The organism is Mesonia oceanica, assembly GCF_902499555.1.
In the GTDB taxonomy this organism is placed as follows: domain Bacteria; phylum Bacteroidota; class Bacteroidia; order Flavobacteriales; family Flavobacteriaceae; genus Mesonia; species Mesonia oceanica.
On sequence record NZ_CABVMM010000015.1, the window covers coordinates 96,018 to 117,147 of the forward strand.

16 protein-coding genes and 1 pseudogene are annotated in these 21,130 nt (G+C 34.6%); 10 read left to right on the forward strand and 7 right to left on the reverse strand.

Features of this window, described 5'->3' with window-relative positions; genetic code table 11:
- Window positions 1-116: 116 nt before the first annotated feature.
- Window positions 117-1,622: an NAD(P)H-hydrate dehydratase gene (locus FVB9532_RS16985; RefSeq protein ID WP_150546380.1), complete on the forward strand. Its 1,506-nt coding sequence runs from the start codon at window positions 117-119 to the stop codon at window positions 1,620-1,622.
- A gap of 82 nt (window positions 1,623-1,704) precedes the next feature.
- Entirely contained in the window at window positions 1,705-3,219 is a 1,515-nt protein-coding gene (hutH, locus tag FVB9532_RS16990; protein WP_150546381.1) for a histidine ammonia-lyase, read from the forward strand.
- On the opposite strand, the gene FVB9532_RS16995 is transcribed toward hutH, so the two are convergent.
- The 3 genes from FVB9532_RS16995 to FVB9532_RS17005 form a co-directional block, all read right to left on the reverse strand.
- On the reverse strand, window positions 3,209-3,586 hold the full coding sequence (locus tag FVB9532_RS16995) for a hypothetical protein (RefSeq protein WP_150546382.1): 378 nt from the start codon (window positions 3,584-3,586) through the stop codon (window positions 3,209-3,211). The genes hutH and FVB9532_RS16995 overlap by 11 nt on opposite strands.
- Window positions 3,587-3,640: 54 nt before the next feature.
- A complete protein-coding gene (locus tag FVB9532_RS17000) occupies window positions 3,641-4,024 on the reverse strand; it encodes a hypothetical protein (RefSeq protein WP_150546383.1) in 384 nt (127 codons plus the stop codon).
- Between the two features lie 77 nt (window positions 4,025-4,101).
- Entirely contained in the window at window positions 4,102-6,666 is a 2,565-nt protein-coding gene (locus FVB9532_RS17005; protein ID WP_150546384.1) for an ATP-dependent Clp protease ATP-binding subunit, read from the reverse strand.
- 242 nt (window positions 6,667-6,908) lie between these two features.
- On the opposite strand from FVB9532_RS17005, the gene gyrA reads away from it, so the two are divergent.
- Window positions 6,909-9,440: a DNA gyrase subunit A gene (gene gyrA, locus FVB9532_RS17010; RefSeq protein ID WP_150546385.1), complete on the forward strand. Its 2,532-nt coding sequence runs from the start codon at window positions 6,909-6,911 to the stop codon at window positions 9,438-9,440.
- 33 nt (window positions 9,441-9,473) lie between these two features.
- Window positions 9,474-10,715, forward strand: a complete 1,242-nt coding sequence (locus FVB9532_RS17015; protein ID WP_228482382.1) for a tetratricopeptide repeat protein — start codon at window positions 9,474-9,476, stop codon at window positions 10,713-10,715.
- A gap of 510 nt (window positions 10,716-11,225) precedes the next feature.
- Here FVB9532_RS17015 and FVB9532_RS17020 read toward each other — a convergent pair.
- Together FVB9532_RS17020 and FVB9532_RS17025 are read right to left on the reverse strand one after the other, a co-directional pair.
- Entirely contained in the window at window positions 11,226-11,978 is a 753-nt protein-coding gene (locus tag FVB9532_RS17020; protein WP_150546387.1) for a C40 family peptidase, read from the reverse strand.
- Between the two features lie 23 nt (window positions 11,979-12,001).
- A complete protein-coding gene (locus FVB9532_RS17025) occupies window positions 12,002-13,180 on the reverse strand; it encodes an acetyl-CoA C-acyltransferase (RefSeq protein WP_150546388.1) in 1,179 nt (392 codons plus the stop codon).
- A 116-nt stretch (window positions 13,181-13,296) separates the two neighbouring features.
- Here FVB9532_RS17025 and FVB9532_RS17030 point away from each other — a divergent pair, with 116 nt between their 5' ends.
- The 4 genes from FVB9532_RS17030 (at window position 13,297) to FVB9532_RS17045 (ending at window position 17,151) form a co-directional block, all read left to right on the forward strand.
- Window positions 13,297-15,354 carry an HD family phosphohydrolase gene (locus FVB9532_RS17030; RefSeq protein ID WP_150546389.1) on the forward strand — a complete coding sequence of 686 codons (2,058 nt, stop codon included), beginning with the start codon at window positions 13,297-13,299 and terminating at the stop codon, window positions 15,352-15,354.
- Between the two features lie 24 nt (window positions 15,355-15,378).
- The gene (locus FVB9532_RS17035) at window positions 15,379-16,278 is read left to right on the forward strand and encodes a DUF72 domain-containing protein (RefSeq protein WP_150546390.1); all 900 of its coding nucleotides are present in this window, start codon (window positions 15,379-15,381) and stop codon (window positions 16,276-16,278) included.
- Window positions 16,275-16,697 (forward strand): NUDIX domain-containing protein, encoded by a 423-nt coding sequence (locus tag FVB9532_RS17040; protein ID WP_150546391.1) that lies wholly within the window; start codon window positions 16,275-16,277, stop codon window positions 16,695-16,697. Before FVB9532_RS17035 ends, FVB9532_RS17040 begins: the two co-directional genes overlap by 4 nt.
- Before the next feature lie 61 nt (window positions 16,698-16,758).
- On the forward strand, window positions 16,759-17,151 hold the full coding sequence (locus FVB9532_RS17045; protein WP_150546392.1) for an acyl-CoA thioesterase: 393 nt from the start codon (window positions 16,759-16,761) through the stop codon (window positions 17,149-17,151).
- 572 nt (window positions 17,152-17,723) lie between these two features.
- Here the strand turns inward: FVB9532_RS17045 and FVB9532_RS17050 are convergent.
- Window positions 17,724-18,011, reverse strand: a complete 288-nt coding sequence (locus FVB9532_RS17050) for a DUF3817 domain-containing protein (protein WP_150546393.1) — start codon at window positions 18,009-18,011, stop codon at window positions 17,724-17,726.
- A gap of 276 nt (window positions 18,012-18,287) precedes the next feature.
- On the opposite strand from FVB9532_RS17050, the gene FVB9532_RS17055 reads away from it, so the two are divergent.
- Both FVB9532_RS17055 and FVB9532_RS17060 read left to right on the forward strand, forming a co-directional pair.
- Entirely contained in the window at window positions 18,288-18,896 is a 609-nt protein-coding gene (locus FVB9532_RS17055; protein ID WP_150546394.1) for a hypothetical protein, read from the forward strand.
- A 480-nt stretch (window positions 18,897-19,376) separates the two neighbouring features.
- Complete coding sequence (locus FVB9532_RS17060; protein ID WP_150546395.1) at window positions 19,377-20,879, forward strand: reverse transcriptase domain-containing protein; 1,503 nt, start codon at window positions 19,377-19,379, stop codon at window positions 20,877-20,879.
- Between the two features lie 47 nt (window positions 20,880-20,926).
- On the opposite strand, the pseudogene FVB9532_RS19780 reads toward FVB9532_RS17060, so the two are convergent.
- Window positions 20,927-21,130 (reverse strand): annotated as a pseudogene (locus tag FVB9532_RS19780) (IS110 family transposase); the annotation flags it as partial.

Consider the following 21,130-nt stretch of genomic DNA (forward strand, 5'->3'; position numbering starts at 1 on the left):
GTTATTGCTACTGTTCATAAACGTAATTCCATATCAAATGTATTATTTTTATAAAGAGAAACCAAGCAATTGGTGAGAATTGATATTTTAATAATTTTTGAAATATATTTTATAGAATGAAAATATTTAACAAAGAAAAGCTGAAAGAAGTTGACGAATTCACAATAAAAGAGCAAAATATTAAAAGTGAAGAGTTGATGGAACGGGCGGCCGTTCAGCTTTTTGGATGGCTAAAAACGCAATTAAAAGAACACCAGCCAAAAATCAACCTTTTTTGCGGAATTGGAAATAATGGTGGAGATGGTTTGGCTTTAGCTCGTTTATTGCTAAATGATGGATATGAGGTAGAAGTTTATATTGTGAATTTTAGTGATAAGCGTTCGGATGATTTTCTATTGAATTTAAACCGATTAAAAGAAAATAAATTTTGGCCTGAATTTATCAATGAAAATTCAGATTTACCGGAATTGCAACAAGGAGAAATCGTGATTGATGCGATTTTTGGGATTGGATTAAATCGTCCAGCAGAAGGTTGGGTAAAGGAATTGATTCAGCATATAAATCAATCAAAAACCTATGTAATATCCGTTGATGTTCCTTCGGGATTGTATTTAGATAAAGCTCCTGATGATAAGGAAGTGATCATTAAAGCTGAAACAACTATTACTTTTCAACTTCCTAAATTGGTATTCTTTTTACCTGAAACAGCTGAATTTGCCGGCCGCGTAGAAATTGCAGATATTGGTTTAGATCAAAATTTTATTTCTAACACAGCTGCTGAAGCATCCTTAATTCAGCAACCTGATGCACAACGTTTGTACCAATCCAGGACAAAATTCTCCCATAAAGGAACTTTTGGTCATTGCTTGGTGGCGGGTGGAAGTTATGGAAAAATGGGAAGTGTTTTGTTAGCTACTAAAGCAGCTTTAAGAGCAGGGGCAGGAAAGGTAAGTGCCTTAATCCCTAAATGTGGCTATCAAATTTTGCAGTTAGGAATTCCTGAAGCGATGGTGATTACCGCAGAAAACGAAAAACATTTGACCAATACACAAACCGATTTTGTACCGGAAAGTATTTGTTTTGGAATAGGAGCGGGAAAAGAAGAGGGAACCAAACACTATTTGGAGCAATTAATGAAGGAGCACGGTTCACCTATGCTTATTGACGCCGATGGAATTAATATACTGGCCGAAAATAAGGATTTATGGAAGCTTTTACCTGAAAAATCAATTTTAACGCCACATCCCGGAGAATTAAGACGTTTGTTAGGAGATTGGGAAGATGATTTTGATAAACTTGAAAAAGCCAAAAGATTTTCTTTAGAATATAAAGTGATTTTAGTGATTAAAGGGGCATACACCATTACGATTGCTGATGAAAATTTATATGTGAATTCTACCGGAAATCCCGGGATGGCAACTGCTGGAAGCGGAGATACCTTATCCGGAATTATTTCGGGATTGGTGTCACAAGGATATGATCCCGGAGTTGCAGCGGTTTTTGGCGTTTATTTGCATGGAAAAGCAGGCGATTTAGCCGCAGAAAAATTAGGTTTTGAAGCACTAATCGCTGAAGATATTATTCAGCATTTGGGCAAAGCTTATAAAAGTTTGTTTGAATAATACTGAATATCTTAGAAAAGGCTTGGATATTTTGTAAGATATCTTCAATTTTGAAGCTGGAAATTAACAATTGTTTAAAGAAATGAGAGAAACCCATTATATAAGTCGAGACATTTTAGATTTACCTCAAATTCAGGAGATTCTGGAAGAAAACAAATTATTGGCCTTAAGTGATGAAGCGAAAGTGAATATTGATAAAGCCAGAACTTATCTCGACAAAAAAATGGATGCTTCTCAAGAACCCTTCTACGGGATTAATACCGGTTTTGGTTCTTTATGCAACGTTAAGATTTCTAGAGAACATTTAGTTCAGCTTCAAGAAAATTTAGTGATTTCTCATGCTTGCGGAACAGGTGATAAAGTGAGTCCGAAGATTGTGAAGCTTATGTTGCTGTTGAAAATACAGTCTTTAAGTTACGGAAATTCAGGAATTACCCAAGAAGTCGTTTTACGATTGATTGATTTTTTTAATGAGGGGGTGTTACCGGTAGTTTATGAACAAGGTTCGTTAGGCGCTTCGGGAGATTTAGCACCACTTGCTCATTTATCTTTACCGCTGTTAGGAAAAGGAGAAGTTTATGTAGATGGAGAAATTTATCCTGCTACAGAAATTCTTCAACAGAAAGGTTGGGAGCCGCTAAATTTACGTTCTAAAGAAGGTTTGGCTTTATTGAATGGAACACAATTTATGAGTGCTCACGCAGTTTTCTCTTTAATTGAAGCTTATAAATTGTCGTATTTGGCTGATGCTATTGGAGCCGTTTCTGTAGATGGTTTTGATTGTAACCTTTCACCGTTTGATCCGTTGGTGCATTATGTAAGACCACATCGCGGACAGGTGAAAACGGCCGAACGCATGTTAGAGTTTTTAGAAGGAAGCGAAATTGCTGAGAAAGTAAAAGAAAGTGTACAAGATCCATATTCGTTTAGATGTATTCCGCAGGTTCATGGAGCTTCAAAAGATACGATTCGTTTTGTACATCAAACGGTAAAGACCGAAATTAATAGTGTTACCGATAATCCCAATATTTTTGTGGAAGAAGATAAAATTATTTCCGGTGGAAATTTTCATGGTCAACCTTTAGCTTTAGCAATGGATTATTTAGCAATCGCTTTAGCTGAATTAGCGAATATTTCTGAGAGAAGGATTTATCAATTGGTTTCTGGGTTAAGGGATTTACCTATGTTTTTAGTGGATGATCCCGGCTTAAACAATGGGTTTATGATTCCGCAATATACCGCAGCAAGCATTGTAAGTCAAAACAAACAATTATGTACGCCGGCAAGTGTTGATTCAATTGTTTCCTCCAACGGACAAGAAGATCATGTAAGTATGGGTGCTAATGCAGCTACCAAATTAGTGAGAGTAGTAGAGAATTTAAAATCGATATTGGCAATTGAGCTATTTAATGCTTCTCAGGCTTTGTATTATCGTGAACCTCTAAAATCTTCAGATTTTATTATGCAATTGGTGAATAGCTTTCGGGAAGAGGTTCCTGTAGTAAAACAAGATAAAGTTATGGCTGAGGAAATTGCTAAAGCTAAACTTTACTTGACTCAGTTTGGTATTGATCAAGAAATCTTGTTTAATATGTAAGCTTAAACCGCAATATTACTTCTTTTTCATTTTTAAATATATAACAAGGGATTTTTGTAAACTTTTTAACGTATTCTAAGTGGTTTACATCTATGCTATCATTCGATAGAAGGGCAACCCATTTTACTTGAGCTTTAAATGTAAAGTAGTATTCTATTAAAATTAATGGGTTAAATGAATAGCTGTCCTGTTTGTTTTCTCTAGGCGGAATAATTATTCCAACAGGCTTAGTACCATAGTAGTTTAGCTTTAATTCATAAGATTGTTCAAACAATCTTGAATCGAAATGCGCTCCATCCTTTAATTCTAAAATTATATAATGTTTTTTGAATTTTAATTTGCATTCAATTAAATCTATTTCTTTCATTTTAGAATAATGAAATAGTAAGGAAGCTTATTAGAAATTACTTTATGGAAGAAATTAGAGTAATTTATTTTCTTTTTTCAGCAATTCTAGAACTTTATGGTAATTGGTGAAACCATATCCAGGAACATTAGTCAGCTGTTTAAGGTATTCTAGGTTTTCAAAACCGGAATCATCTGAAGCAACTACAGCTACCCACTTTGCGTGGGCTTCAAAAAACTCCTTATGTTCAACAAATAGGGTAGGGTTGATAGAATATTTATCGGCTGATGATTTTCTTAAAATCACCACTGGGATAGGGTTTTCTTTATAGTATTTTATTTTTTCGCTTACCAATTGAAATAAAACTTCTTCATCAATGTGTGTTCCTTCCGTAAAGTTTATTTCCATATAATCTGGAAATAATTTAAGCTCTCCAATAGGTAGTTTAATCTTTTTCAAGGTGTTTGTTTTTACGTAAAAAAACCTCATATTTTTTAAATGAATATGAGGTTTTATTTATGATGAATAAGAAGATTCTAAGAATCTTCGGTTTTAGCTTGTGATTTTTTTACTTCTATCAAAAGCTCATTTTTTTCTTTATCTAAATCCATAATTACTTGATCACCCTCTTCAATTTTAGAAGTGATGATTTTTTCAGCTAAAGCATCTTCTACATATTTTTGGATTGCTCTTTTAAGTGGTCGAGCTCCATATTGTTTATCAAATCCTTTTTCTGCGATAAAATCTTTAGCAGTATCTGTAAGTTGTAGATCGTAACCTAGGTCTTTTATTCTAATTAATAATTTCTCTAGTTCAATGTCAATAATTTTGTGGATGTCCTCTTTTTCAAGTGAATTGAATACTACCACATCATCAATCCTATTTAAAAACTCTGGAGCAAATGCTTTTTTCAAGGCATTTTCGATTACGCCTCTTGCGTTAGAATCTTTTTGCTCTTTCATTGCTTGGGTACCAAAACCAATCCCTTGTCCAAATTCTTTCAATTTTCTAGCTCCAATATTGGAAGTCATAATAATAATGGTGTTCCTGAAGTCTATTTTTCTTCCTAAACTATCGGTTAAATAACCATCATCTAAGACTTGTAAAAGCATATTGAAAACATCTGGGTGAGCTTTTTCAACCTCGTCCAATAAAATGACCGAGTAAGGCTTACGTCTAACTTTTTCAGTTAACTGACCGCCTTCTTCATAACCCACATATCCCGGAGGTGCTCCCACCAATCTAGAGATCGCGAATTTTTCCATATATTCACTCATATCAATTCTAATGAGGGTATCTTCATTATCAAATAATTCTTTGGCAAGAATCTTTGCTAACTGAGTTTTCCCAACACCAGTTTGCCCTAAGAAAATAAATGAACCAATGGGTTTATTAGGATCTTTAAGTCCGGCACGATTTCTTTGGATAGCTTTCACCACCTTATATACAGCATCATCTTGACCGATTACTTTTCCTTTGATAAGTTCCGGTAATTTAGCTAGTTTGTTACTTTCGGTTTGAGCAATTCTATTCACGGGAATTCCTGTCATCATAGAAACCACATCAGCAACGCTTTCTTCATTGACGGTTTCTTTGTGTTGCTTAGATTCTTCTTCCCAACGTTCTTGTGCAACCTGAAGTTCTTTCTCTAGGTTTTTCTCATCATCCCGAAGTTTAGCTGCTTCTTCATATTTCTGCTTTTTGACTACAGAATTTTTAGTTTCACGAACTTCTTCCAGTTTTCTTTCTAGATCCAAAATTAGTTTAGGAACCTCAATATTAGTAATATGAACACGAGATCCTGCTTCATCTAAGGCGTCAATCGCTTTATCAGGTAAAAAACGATCAGTCATATAACGATTGGTTAACTTCACACAAGCTTCAATAGCTTCAGGAGTATAACTCACGTTATGGTGACTTTCGTATTTCCCTTTGATATTGTTTAATATTTCAATGGTTTCGTCAACGGTAGTAGGTTCTATAATTACTTTTTGGAACCTTCTTTCCAACGCACCATCTTTTTCAATATGCTGTCTGTATTCATCTAAGGTAGTAGCACCAATACATTGTAACTCGCCTCTTGCAAGGGCAGGTTTAAACATATTGCTGGCATCTAAACTTCCGGTAGCTCCACCAGCGCCAACAATGGTATGAATTTCATCAATGAAAAGAATGATATTGTCGTTCTTCTCTAATTCATTCATTACCGCTTTCATTCGCTCTTCAAATTGTCCACGGTATTTGGTGCCGGCCACTAAGCTTGCTAAGTCTAAGGTAACTACGCGCTTATCAAAAAGGATTCTACTCACTTTTCTTTTTACGATTCGTAACGCTAAACCTTCCGCAATGGCACTTTTACCAACTCCCGGTTCACCAATAAGTAAGGGGTTATTTTTCTTTCTTCTACTTAATATTTGAGAAACCCTTTCAATTTCTTTTTCACGACCAACTACCGGATCTAATTTTCCTTCATCTGCCATGGCGGTAAGATCTCTACCAAAATTATCTAGCACCGGAGTTTTAGATTTTTTATTAGGTTTAGCACTTCCGCCACTATTACCGCTTCCTCCAAATGGATTAGGCTTGGTGGCATCTCCTGAAGTATCGTCATCTGAGAAAGACTCAGAGGTAGGACCTTCAATATAATCTTTATCTTGTGTTATCATTCCTTTAAATTCATCTTTCACATTATCATAATCTATCTTCAACTTATTTAAAAGTTTAGTAGTAGGATCATTCTCATTTCTTAAAATACAAAGTAAAAGATGGGCTGTATTAATAGATGAGCTTTGAAATAACTTCGCTTCTAAAAAGGTTGTTTTTAAGGCACGTTCTGCCTGCCTGGTTAAGTGCAAATTTTTCTTATCATTAGAAATTACTGCATTTTGAGGATTGGCAGGGCTTAGAATCTCTACTTTACGCCTTAAATGATCCAAGTCAATATTTAGCGTATCTAAAATATCGATTGCTTTACCGTTGCCATCTCTAAGTAGTCCTAGCACAAGATGTTCTGTACCTATAAAGTCATGACCTAGCCTTAAGGCTTCTTCTTTACTATAGGTAATTACATCTTTTACTCGTGGGGAAAAATTATCATCCATCTTGAATCTCCTCTAATTTGTTTACACATTATTGGTTTCAAAAACCATGCCTTATTCCAGACACTATGCTAATTGACAAAATTATCTGCTAAAATCAAAATGATATCCACATTACTTATCAACGAAAAGCTAATAATTTTTTGTTAATAAAATATAGTTGAAACCAAGTAAGGAGGCTTTTAAATACTAATAATTTCCGTAAATTGCCACGTTAGAAAATAAAATGAACTAAAATAAATTTTATGGCTGAAGGAGAGAAGTTAATTCCTATCAACATTGAAGATGAAATGAAGTCGGCCTATATCGATTATTCGATGTCGGTCATTGTGTCACGTGCTCTGCCAGATGTGCGTGATGGTTTAAAACCAGTGCATAGAAGAGTTTTATTTGGAATGTACGAACTTGGCGTACTTTCTAATCGAGCATATAAAAAATCAGCAAGAATTGTAGGGGAAGTATTAGGTAAATATCACCCCCATGGAGATACTTCTGTTTACGATACCATGGTTCGTATGGCGCAAGAGTGGAGTATGCGCTATATGTTGGTAGATGGGCAAGGTAACTTTGGATCTGTAGATGGCGATAGTCCGGCAGCAATGCGTTATACGGAAGCCAGAATGCGTAAGGTGAGTGAAGAAATGCTTGCCGATATAGATAAAGATACAGTTGATCACAACTTAAACTTTGATGATACTTTAAAAGAACCTAGTGTTCTTCCTGCTAGAATACCCAACTTATTGGTGAATGGAGCGAGTGGTATTGCCGTAGGTATGGCCACCAATATGCCACCTCATAACCTTACCGAAGTAGTTGATGGAACAGTAGCTTATATCGATAATCACGACATTGAAATAGATGAATTAATGGAGCATATTAAAGCTCCAGATTTCCCTACGGGAGGTATTATTTATGGCTATGATGGTGTAAGGGAGGCTTTTAAAACCGGTAGAGGCCGAGTGGTGATGCGTGCTAAAGCCAATATCGAAGAGGTGAAAGGGAAAGAATGTATTGTTGTTACAGAAATTCCTTATCAAGTCAATAAGGCAGATATGATTAAAAAAACTGCCGATTTGATTAATGATAAAAAGATTGAGGGGATTTCTTTGATTCGTGATGAATCCGATAGAAACGGAATGCGTGTCGTTTATATTTTGAAACGCGACGCGATACCTAATATCGTTTTAAATATGCTTTATAAGCATACAGCCTTACAATCTTCCTTTAGTGTTAACAACATTGCCTTAGTGAAAGGACGACCAGAAATGCTGAATCTAAAAGATATGATTCGTCATTTTGTGGAACATCGTCACGAAGTAGTGGTAAGACGTACTGAATTTGAATTAAAGAAGGCTAAAGATCGTGCGCATATTTTAGAAGGTTTAATCATTGCTTCCGATAATATTGATGAAGTAATTGCTTTAATCAGAGCTTCTAGTAATGCAGAAGAAGCCCGACAAAAATTAATCGATCGTTTTGAGCTGACCGAAGTTCAGGCCAAAGCAATTGTAGAAATGCGTTTAAGACAACTTACCGGTCTTGAGCAAGATAAACTACGGGCAGAATACGAAGAATTAATGGAAACCATTAAGGACTTAGAAGATATTCTTGCCAGTAAAGAAAGAAGAATGCAAATCATTAAAGATGAATTGCTGGAAATAAAAGAAAAATATGGTGATGAGCGTAGATCTACCATTAATCTTGCCGGAGGTGATTTAAGCATTGAAGACATGATCCCAGATGAGCAAGTAGTCATTTCTATTTCTCATGCGGGTTATATTAAACGTACACCATTAACTGAATATAAAAAGCAAAATAGAGGAGGGGTTGGTTCTAAAGCTTCAACGACAAGAAATGAAGATTTCTTAGAATACCTGTTTGTGGGGACCAATCACCAATACATGATTTTCTTTACGCAAGAAGGAAAATGTTTCTGGATGCGTGTTTTTGAAATTCCTGAAGGAAGCAAAACTTCTAAAGGAAGAGCTATTCAGAATTTAGTAAATATTGAGCCGCACGATAAAGTAAAAGCCTTCATCTGTACGCAAGATTTAAAAGATGAAGAATACATTAATAGTCATTATGTAATTATGGCTACTAAGAAAGGGCAGGTAAAGAAAACATCTTTAGAGCAGTATTCTCGTCCAAGAACTAATGGTATCAACGCGATTACCATTAAAGAAGGAGATGAATTACTTTCTGCTAAATTAACTACGGGTGAAAGCCAGGTAATGTTAGCCTTAAAATCTGGTAAAGCTATTCGTTTTGAAGAAGCTAAAACCAGACCAATGGGTAGAAATGCTTCGGGAGTTCGTGGAATTAGATTAGCCAATGATAACGATGAAGTAGTAGGTATGATTGCTGTAGAAAATCCAAAAGAAGAAACCGTATTGGTGGTTTCAGAAAATGGTTACGGTAAACGTACCTATATTAATGATCCTGAAACCGGAGAAGAAATTTATAGAATCACCAACCGTGGAGGAAAAGGGGTGAAAACAATTTCTATTACCGAAAAAACGGGAGAATTGGTTACCATTAAAAGTGTGACCGACAATGATGATTTAATGATTATTAATAAATCGGGAATTGCTATTAGAATTGCTGTTGAAGATCTTCGCGTAATGGGAAGGGCAACACAAGGTGTTCGTTTAATTAATTTAAAGGGAGACGATGCTATTGCTGCCGTTGCGAAAGTGATGAATGAAGAAGATGAAGAGGATATAGAAGATTTGAACGAGGATGGCACAGCAATTGATACTGATGGTGAAGAAGAATAAATAATGAATCTTAAAACCAAAACAATCATAAAAATGAAAACAAAAATTATAGCAGTTGGTCTTGTATTGGCTAGCACTACACTTTTTGCCCAAAAAAGGGAAATTAAAGATGCAGAAAAAGCCATTGACAAGGAAAACTTTTCTGAAGCCAAAAGCATTTTAACTTCGGTAGAAAGCCAAGTAGCTGGTGAGAAAGATAGAATAAAGGAAGATTACTATATGGCTAAAGGAATGGCATATATGGGAAAACAACCCCAAACACAATCTCCTTCAGATCTTAAAATCGCCGGAGAATCCTTTCAAATGGCTCAAGAATTAGGTAATGAAGATGCTGCAGCTAAATTAGGAGATGTAAGAAATGCTTTAATAAATTCAGCAATAGCAGATCAAAACGCTAAAAAATATAAAGAAGCAGCTCAAAAATTATATACTTCTTATAATTTAAATAAAAAAGATACCCTTCATTTATATTTTGCTGCCGCTAATTTAACCCAAGCACAAGATTATGAGGCTGCCTTGAATTATTATAATAAATTGAAGGATTTAGGGTATACCGGTAAAGGAATAGAGTATTATGCGATAAATACTGAAACCGGAGAGAAAGAAAAGTTTAACGATAAAAATCAAAGAGACCTGTATTTAAAATCAGGAAGCTATTCAGATCCTACGGAGGAGAAATTAGAGTCTAAAAAATCAGAGATTTATAAAAATATCGCTCTAATTTACCTACAACAAGGAAAGGAAGAAAAAGGTATCCAAGCCATTGAAGACGCTTTAGCTGAAAACCCTGGTGATACTCAACTTATGCTAGCCAAAGCAGATATTTATTATAAAGCTGGTCAGAAAGATAAGTATACTGAAATTGTAGAAAAAGTATTAGAAAAAGATCCTAACAATGCTTCTTTGTATTACAATTTAGGAGTTACTGCTACGCAAATGGGAGATCCTAAGAAAGCCATTGAGTATTATAAAAAGGCAATAGAAGTAGATCCTAAAATGACAAATGCTTATATTAATTTAGCTTCTTCTACCTTAATGAAAGAGCAAGGAATGATTGATGAGATGAACTCATTAGGCATGTCTAAAGCAGATACTAAGCGTTACGAAGAGCTTCAAAAAGAGCGTACGCAATTGTATAAAGATGCACTTCCTTACTTGGAAAAAGCGGTAGAGTTAGATGCAAATAACCAGCAAGCTATTCAAACTTTAATCAATATTCATTCTCAGTTAGGTAATGATGATAAAGTTGCTAAATATAAAGCGATGAAAAATTAATTTTCAATCCTTTTAATTATAAAAAACTCCGGAAATCTCCGGAGTTTTTTTGTTTATAGACAGAAATCATAGTTTAGATTTCAGTCTAGCTTGTTTGTCAGTAAGGGCGGAGTCGAGACTAATTGAAGTTGAAGTTGAAATCGAACTTGAACTTGAAATTGAAATTGAAGCTGAAGTGGAAATCGAAGCTGAAGCTGAAAACTTTTGCTGATTTTTTATTAAGATTACTTTTCGATACAATTTCATTTTCGCGATTGCTCTAATCTCTAATAAATAGCTCTTTAATTTGAAATAAATAGGCACTAGAAAGTGGCATAATCTATTAATAGCGCTTACGAGCTAATGATTTATAAATAAAATATTACCGGTGCTTTTTGGAGCTTATCTGCCATAAAAGACGTAGTCGAGACTAATTGAACTTGAACTTGAAATCGAAGTTGAAATCGAAGTTGAAATCGAAGTTGAAATCGAATTTGAAGTTGAACCCAAAAACTTTAAAAAGATCTAAGCTTATATTATTTTCTTGATCACCCGTAGATTGTGAGAATATTGGTTACTATCTACATTAAAAATTCCGCTATGGTCAATTCTATCAATCCTTACCTTTCCATGAGCGTGAATAATATAATTATCCCGCATGATGATCCCTACGTGAATAATTTCTCCTTCCGCATTGTCGAAAAAAGCTAAATCACCCGGTTCGCTTTCCTCAATAAAACTTAAGGCTTCTCCTTGTTTAGCTTGTTGAGAAGCATCCCTAAATAAATGATAACCATTTAATCGGTAAACCATTTGTGTAAAACCACTACAATCAATACCAAACGGAGTTTTTCCGCCCCATAAATAAGGGGAATTTAAATATAGATAGGCGGTTTCTAACAAATGCTCTTTGGGTTGAACCCCGATAATTTTTCTTCCATCAAATTGAAGTTGAAATCGGTCAATAAAATTCAATTTAGCACCAATGGAAAGAGGCGTTAGCTGTTGCGAATTGGGTTGAACTGCAAAATCCACTAAATCTACCGCTAATTCTTCGGCAGAAGATTCAAGAAGGCAATAATCTTCTTCAGAGATTTCCAGGTATTGTTTATTATCTACCCAACCTTCATAATGATCAAATGCAATACGGATTCTGCTCCATTTCTTTCTTTTTTCTAAAACTTTTATCTGTTCTCCAAACAAAAGCTGAGAAACCAATTCACTGGTATCGTCCGGTTCTACGCGTACCGGTACAATATTAAGGTTACAAATTCCGTATTGCATTAAAACTTTTTACTGCAAAAATATTAATTTCTTTCAATTATCATTGCAGAAGCACCACCTCCTCCGTTACAAATTGCAGCGGCACCTACTTTTGCATTGTTTTGTTTCAGTACATTCATTAATGTAATTAGGATCCTAACCCCCGAACAACCAAGGGGATGCCCTAAAGAAACGGCTCCTCCATTCACATTTACATTTTCATCGGTGAGTCCTAATATTTTCATATTTGCTAGCCCAACAACAGAGAATGCTTCGTTAAATTCAAAGTAATCTACATCATCAATCGCAATTCCTGCTTTGGCAATCGCTTTAGGTAAAGCTTTAGATGGCGCTGTGGTAAACCATTTTGGTTCTTGCGCTGCATCGGCATAAGCTTTTATCGTAGCGAGGGGAGTTAAACCTAATTCTTCTGCTTTTTCTTTACTCATCAATACAACCGCACCGGCACCATCATTAATCGTAGAAGCATTCGCAGCCGTCACCGTACCATCTTTTGAGAAAGCAGCCCGTAATGCAGGAATTTTTTCCATTTTAATATTTTTAAACTCCTCATCTTCTTTTACGATTACAGGTTCTCCTCGACGCTGAGGCACTTCCACAGGAACTACTTCCTCATCAAATTTACCGTCAGCCCAAGCTTTTTTAGAACGCTCGTAAGATTTAATAGCAAAATTATCTTGATCTTCTCTTGAAAAATTATGCTCTTTTGCGCATAAATCGGCACAAACGCCCATTGCGTTATGGTCGTACGCATCTACTAAACCATCTTTTTGCATTCCGTCTTCCATCGTTTTCGGACCAAATTTTTGTCCGTTTCTCATGTGCACGTAATGCGGAATCAAACTCATATTTTCCATACCTCCGGCAACAATAATATCAGCATCACCCAACGCAATAGCTTGCGCACCTTGCATCACCGCTTTCATTCCGGAAGAACAAACTTTGTTGATGGTGGTACAAGGCACGGTATCCGGGATTCCGGCACCAAGAGCAGCTTGACGGGCAGGTGCTTGACCTACTCCGGCTTGTACTACATTTCCCATTAAAACTTCTTGTACCAATTCTGGTTTTAAATTTATTTTCTCTAAAGCGCCTTTAATGGCTACAGCTCCTAATTTTGGAGCCGGAACAGAAGATAAACTTCCTAAAAAACTACCGATGGGAGTTCTTGCCGCGCTTACAATTACCACTTCTTTATTCATTATTTAATAATTTTTCGTTTTTAATTTTACGAATTTAATAATTTTAGCAAGAACTCACGCCTGTATTAAAGCTTAGCTTTTATCTTTTTACTACATTTGATGAGCAATAAATTTATATGAGCAATTTCGTAAATAGTATTTACAAGAATCAAGCGGTGATTTATAAAGTTTTTCTTTATCTGCTCACCACTGCCATCATTGTTTATTTATTTCCTAAAGGGAGTAAATTTAAATATGAATATTCTAAAGGGCAACCTTGGCAATATGAGAATTTGTATGCGCCTTTTGACTTTGCTATTTTAAAATCTGATGAAGAAATTGCTGAAGAAAAAGAGGAAATAAGAAATAACCACACGCCTTATTTTACTTACAATCAAGAAATCCCGAAACAGGTTGCCGGGGCTTTAGATGCAGAAATTGAATCTGTCTTTTCAGATAGTATTATGAAAGTTCGGGGAGTACGTTTGATAAGGTTTACAGAACGAACGCTGGATGATATTTATGACCGGGGACTTATTCAGGAAATTAAACCCTTTAAAGAAAATGGAATTGTTTACCTGAAGAAAGGGAATGAAGCACAAGAAGTCGTTTACAGCAGTATTTTAAAGCAAAAAGACTTACCTTCTTATATTAAGAGGAAGATTGATATAGCTAGCTTACAAGAGTTTCAAACAGAACTTACCGAGTTGTTTTTCGACATTGTGCAGCCCAACGTTAGTCTAGATGAAGAGTTGACGAGGGAAGATTTACAATCGCAATTAAATTCTATTTCTTATACACGTGGCATTGTTCCTCAAGGTACCCGGATCATCGCTAGGGGAGAAGTGATAGATAGTAATAAACTGGGAATTTTAAACTCCCTTAAAAAAGAATACGAATCTAAGGTTTGGTCAACTTCCAGTTATTACGTCGTAGTTTTCGGATACGTGTTGCTGGTTTCTTTAGCTTTATTAATGTTATTCCTTTTCATTAAAAAGTATCGTTACGAGATTTTTGACAACAATACCAAAGTTACTTTTATTTTCTTCAACGTACTTTTAGCGGTTTTAATGACCGTTGGCGTGATGAAGTTCAACGTGAAATACGTATATGTGGTGCCTTTATGTATTTTACCGCTAACGCTCAAAGCCTTTTTTGATGCCCGTTTAGGACTTTTTACGCACGTTATCACAGTATTGATTCTCGGTTTTATCGTACCCAATAGTTACGAATATATGTTCTTGCAAATCATTGCAGGGATTGTAACCATTCTAACGGTTTCAGAATTGTATAAACGAGCAAATTTATTTATTAGTGTTGGACAAATTACCGCAATTTATATTTTTGCTTACTTTTCATTTACCATTATTCAGGAAGGAAGCTTAGAGGAAATTAACTATGAAACCCTGGTTATTTTCCTTATTGGTGGATTTGCTACCTTATTTGTTCAGCCGTTGATTTACGCTTACGAAAAGATGTTTGCCTTGGTTTCAGATATGTCTTTATTAGAACTTTCCGATACCAATTCAAAATTATTAAAAGAGCTTTCCAATAAAGCACCGGGAACCTTTCACCATAGCTTAAACGTAGCCAATTTAGCTGAGGCTGCCGCTAATGAAATCGGAGCCAACTCGATGTTGGTTCGGGTAGGAGCTTTGTACCACGATGTGGGAAAAATGTCTAATCCTACTTTTTTTACGGAGAACCAAACGACTTCCGTTAATCCGCATGACGAATTGGAACCTCGGGAAAGTGCGAAGATTATTATTAATCACGTGATTCACGGGATAGAAATAGCAAAAAAGCATAATTTACCCGATCGATTAATCGATTTTATAAGAACACATCACGGTACCAGCTTGGTATACTATTTTTATAAAAAAGAAAAAGAACGTTTAGAAGGAACCGATGAAGAAGTAAACAAAGAAGATTTTATGTATCCCGGTCCCGAACCCTTCAGTAAAGAAACCGCTATTTTAATGATGAGCGATAGTGTAGAAGCGGCCAGTAAAAGTTTAAAAGAACCAACAGCTACGCTTATTGATAATTTTGTAGAGAAAATTATCAACAAGCAAATGGATGAAGGACAGTTCTTAAATGCAGATATCACTTTTAAGGAAATTCAAAAAATTAAGAAGGTTTTAAAACGAAAGCTAAAAAACATTTATCATCTTAGAATAGAATATCCAGAATAAAAACTCAATCAAAAAACGGTCGCTATGAAATTCGGAAAAGTTGACGATCCTTCTAGCATAGATTTTACCTTACCGGAAGATCATGTACAAACCAAAGAGGTACTTCAAAAGTTTGCGCCCAAATCTTTCAATACCATTTCCATTGGCTGTGCTAAGTGGAATAAAAAAGATTTAAAGAACTTTTATCCTCGCGGTACCAAAGATGAACTGGTTTACTATTCGCAGCAATTCAACAGCATTGAATTAAATGCTACTTTTTACCGGATGTGGCCTTTAGAGCAGTTTCAAAAATGGCATGACAAAACGGTAGAGGATTTTAAGTTTTTCCCGAAAGTTCCACGGCTCATTAGCCATATAAAACGCTTACATGAAGTAGACGATTTGGTCACCGATTATACTGCTAATTTATTGGGATTAAATGAAAAATTGGGAATGGTATTTTTACAAATGCCCGAAAATTTTCAACCCAAATGGATCGACCGTTTACCGGAGTTTTTTAAAAAATGGCCAAGGGAAATTCCACTATCTTTTGAAGTGCGGCATCACGATTGGCATCACGATCAAGCGGTGAGTGATGAGCTCAATGCCATGCTTCAAGAATACAATATAGCCAATGTGATCACCGATAGTGCCGGAAGGCGTGATTTATTGCATATGCGCTTAACCAGCGACACCGCATTTGTTCGTTATAACGGTGCAAATCACGAATCTGATTATTCCCGCTTGGACGATTGGATAGATAGAATAGAGGAGTGGTACGAGTTAGGATTAAAGAACCTGTACTTTTTTGTACATCAAAATTTAGAAAAGGCCTCGCCTTTACTTTCTGCTTATTTTATAAAAAAAATGAATGAACATTTTGAGTTGGATTTAAGAATCCCTCAATTACCAAAATCGAACAACCAGAAATCCCTTGAATTATGAAACAAGATATTTCCATTACTACCGACGCTGTTATTTTTGCCGAAGAAAAAGAAGGTTTATATGTACTCTTGATTAAACGAAAAAATGAACCTTACCAAGGACAATGGGCTTTACCGGGTGGATTCTTAGAAGAAGATGAATTACTCGAAACCGGTTGCTTACGTGAACTTCAAGAAGAAACGGGGTTAAAATTAGATAAGGTAGAACGCGTAGGGGTTTACGATGCCATTCAACGTGATCCACGGGGAAGGACCATATCGGTTGCTTTTACGACTAAACTTTCTAAAAGAAAAACGATTAAAGGAAGTGATGATGCTGCGGAAGCCAAATGGATGTTGCTAAAAGAGGTAGAAGAAATAGCCTTTGACCACGGACAAATTATCGAGGAGTCGTTAGAGAAATTACAAATGAGCCTATAGTTTTTCCTAATTCAATTGGAGTTGATTTCAGTATAAAAACCACTAATTTTACATAAAAAAGATGAGATTTCACACTAGAAAATGGGTAAAACCCGAAGATTTAAATCCTAACGGAACTTTATTTGGAGGAAGATTGTTAGAATGGATAGATGAAGAAGCAGCTTTGTATTCTATCATTCAGCTAGAAAACCCCAAAACGGTAACCAAATACATTAGCGAGATCGATTTTCAAAGTTCTGCCAAACAGGGCGATATTGTTGAAATCGGAATCCAAGTAATTAAATTTGGTACGGCTTCCTTGACGTTGAAATGCGAAGTACGAAATAAAATGACCCGCAAGCCCATTATTAAAGTAGATAAAATTGTAATGGTAAGCTTAGACGAACATGGGAAAGCCAAACCGCACGGCAAAACCCAAGTAGAGTTTGTAAAAGACCGCCTAGCCGATGAATAAAGCGAAAACTAGTCAGTTCGAGTGATTTGTGTAGTGATGTGCAAAATTGTATCGAGAACCTGAGAACTAAATATTAATTGCAAGCCCTTTTCTTGATATAAAAATCTTTACCGATTATCGCTTGAAATGACGCCTTTGAAGTGAGTTTTCAAAGAAAATTTATCGAACATTAGTAGCAATTAATCATCATCGAGTAGCGTCACCCTGAACTTGATTTAGGGTCTGCTACGCAAGATTTAGTCTTTTGCTGTAAAATAATGAGATTTTACAGCAACTTTTTTAGATTCATCTTAGAGGAAAAACCAATCATTTATAGTCAGTTCGAGTGTTTTTCCGAAACAAAGAGAAGGGAAAATGTATCGAAAACCCTATCAGCAATTTTTAGTTCTAACCAACACAGTCAGTTCGAGTGATTTTGTGCAGTGAAACGAAGCAAAATTGTATCGAGAACCCGAGAACCAAATATTAATTGCAAGCCCTCTTCTCGATACAAAAACCGTAACCGATTTTTATTTGAAATGAAGCTTTAGAAGTTAAATAAAACCTTTTTCTAAAACAGAACTCCTAATTAACTAATGCGAAGGCAAGTATTTCTTTTCCGCATAAATTGGCCCTAAAGGCAATACCGAACAAAGCATAACAATCCCCAAGGTTTTTAGGGACCAATTTAGTTTTTCGTAAATAAAATACGCCCCAATGAGGTACACAATAAATAAGATGCCGTGAGCCATACCTACCACTCTTACCATTTCGGGAGACTCCCAAATATATTTTAGTGGCATGGCAATTAATAACAATACTAAAAAGGAGATCGCTTCTAGAATACTAACGAGTTTAAAAGCCTTGATTTGGTAATCCATCACACATAAATTTTTGCAAATTTACAGCTTAAATTTATGGCTCCCTATTTTCTCGAAAAATAATTTTTAGCTGAATTGAATTTACCTATTTATACTATAGCTTATATGAAGGTGTTGGATAATTTATAGGAATTAGTTATATTTATACCATAGCTAATGATAGATAAACGCAATTGTGTTTATTCGCATGTTACCACACATTTGAGAAAAACATTCTGCATATTAACAATTTTAGTCTTGATTTTGTCCTGCAAGCAAAAAACAAGCAACTCTGAATTGAATAAGGACGAAGCAAAAGAAAGTATTGTGGTACAGAATCCAATTATATGCAAAGAGCAATTTGAAAACGGAAGTGAATTTAAAACCTGTCTAAAAGATTATGACTTTTTCGAACTCAAATCTTTGGACGATAAAACATTGTATCGGAATGACAATAATCCTTCTGAATTTATTTTTACCGATTTTAACGGGGACGGATTTTTAGATATTGAGCTACACTTTATGACTAATGTTCCTGAGGTTAATGAATTGCTGATTTTTAATCCCAAATCAAAATCCTTTATTGAGATAGAAAACTTTTCAAATTTTCCAGCTTCAACAAAAATTAAAAACACAAATTATTACTATTCTTATCACAGAAGTGGTTGCGCTGACTCAAATTGGGACAGTGACTTGTTTTATTTAAAAGAAAATAAAGCAGTGAAAATTGGAAATATTCATACGATAGAATGCGACAACGAAAATGATAATGGAATATATATTTACAAAGTAAAAGAAGAAAATAAAAAACAACTAAAACTCATTCCAATAGAGAAAAAGGACTTTGAAAATAAGTGGGAATTCATAGAGCAATATTGGACTGAAAATTATAAGAAATTTGAATAAAAAAACGTGTGGTAACAACGTGTATAGCTCATTGCGGCTGAATTCCTAATCGGAATTCATTGCAATTTGCTATCTTCGTTTTACGTCGGAAAATCAGCTATGATTTTCCGCAACGAGCCATACATAAAACCGTTGGTAATAATGTAAAAAAAAGAAAAAACTATGAGTTTTGGACGAGTAACTTAAATGTATGTTTTGAGCAAACTGCTTTCTCAATTAGGAGAAAAGGCCCTAGAATTCCAAAGATGCAAGTGTTTGGATTAATTTCTATCACCGCACCTAGAGAAGACACTAATCTCATAAAGATTGCTGTCATTATTCTAGTTAATGTTGTCATATTGACCAAGGATTTATTTCTATAAGTTAAATATACAATTATTATTACACGCCTAGCGTGAGGGAAGATAACCGAAAAGGTTATTGGTTTGAGATTATACATTTTACGAGGTGTTTCCCGCTCGTCCTTAACTCATTTTATTTATGAAAAAATGGTTTAAAATAAAACGATATCCACATATTGGCTCTCAAATATCACGTGAAGATTATTCGAGAATAAAAAAGTATGTTTCAAATTCTGAGAATGTAGAGAAACACTCATTCAAACCTTTTATTAAAAGAGTTCAAACTAAAAGGAAATTTCGCAAACAATATGATGATGGTATTCTAATCTCAAAAAAGAGAAAAAAGGATTTAAAACCAAGAGAAATCTGTTTTGCTAGTCATTTAGATTCACAAATTTATTCTTACTACTCAGAGTTCCTTTCAAAAAAATATAATAAGCTGATTACTAAGCATAACCTTGCTAAAGTAGTTACGGCTTATAGAAAAATTAAAAAAGACAAATCAAAATCGGGAAAATGTAATATTGACTTTGCAAATGAGGTTTTTAGCTTGATAAAAAAAAGATCAGAAACAAAAAAGAATCAAGTCGTAATTGCATTCGATATCAAAGGTTTTTTTGACAATTTAAACCATAAAAAATTAAAAGAATCTTGGGCACATATAATTAATGAACCACTTCCTAAAGACCATTATCAAGTATTTAAGAACATTACAAAATTTTCATTTATCAAAGAGGATGAACTTTTTAATCTTTTCAAGAACAGAATAGTGGTTGAAAGATATGTCGACAGTTACAAAAAAGATAAGATATTAAAAAAGAAGAAAGTAGATAAAATCAAGTATTTGAAAGAAAAGAGAGCCGTTTCGTATACAGTTGACTCAAAAGATTTAAGGTTAATTAGAAACAAAGGCTTAATAAATGCTAATAAACTCGATAAAAAAGGTAATAAACGCACAGTAGGAATTCCGCAAGGTTCACCAATTAGTTCAGTTCTTGCAAATATCTATATGTTTGAGTTTGACAAAAAAATGAACGAATTATTATCTAATTCAGGTGGAATATATAGACGTTATTCTGACGATATGATTGTGGTTTGTGATTTAAAACAAATACAACTTGTCGTTGATGAATTTGAATCAAACATTAAAAAACTATGTGATTTAGAAATACAACCACATAAAACTCAAATATTTCATTTTGTAAAACAAAAAAATAGACTTTTCTGCTATCAAGAATTTAAAACACATTGCACAATAAATAGAAATCTTGAGTACTTAGGACTTCAATTTGATGGAGAAATAGTTTTGCTAAAGAACAGCAGTATTTCTTCATATTATAGGAAGATGAAAAAATCTATAAATAGAAGTAAATATTATGCAAAGCATACAAGGAATAAAGTAAATAGAGGTAAAATATTCAAATCAAGGTTGTTTGAAAAATTTACCGTTATTGGCTCCCATAGAAAAAGAAAACGCATTAGAGATAAGAAAGACAAATCAAAATTTAAAGTTTTGAAATTCTATAATTATGGAAATTATTTAACTTATGTAAATAAATCAATAAATCAAGTAGAAAATAATTCAATAAAAAAACAACTGAAAAACCATTGGAAAATTTTTAATTCTGAGTTGAAAAAATAAACACTATTGCCAACAAAGTACTGTGGTAAAAAACAAGTAAATCTAGGTTAATTTTTTACTAAATTACTTCTATAAGCATCGTCATAAATCAACCCTGATTTTGCTATGGCAAAAGCTTGTTTTAGTAGCTTGTTGCATACGGCAATTAAAGCCAATTTTTTGCTCTTTCCTTTGGCCACTATTCGTTCATAAATTTCCCTGCAAGCTTTGTTATATCTACACGCATTAAAACTGCACATAAATAACAAATT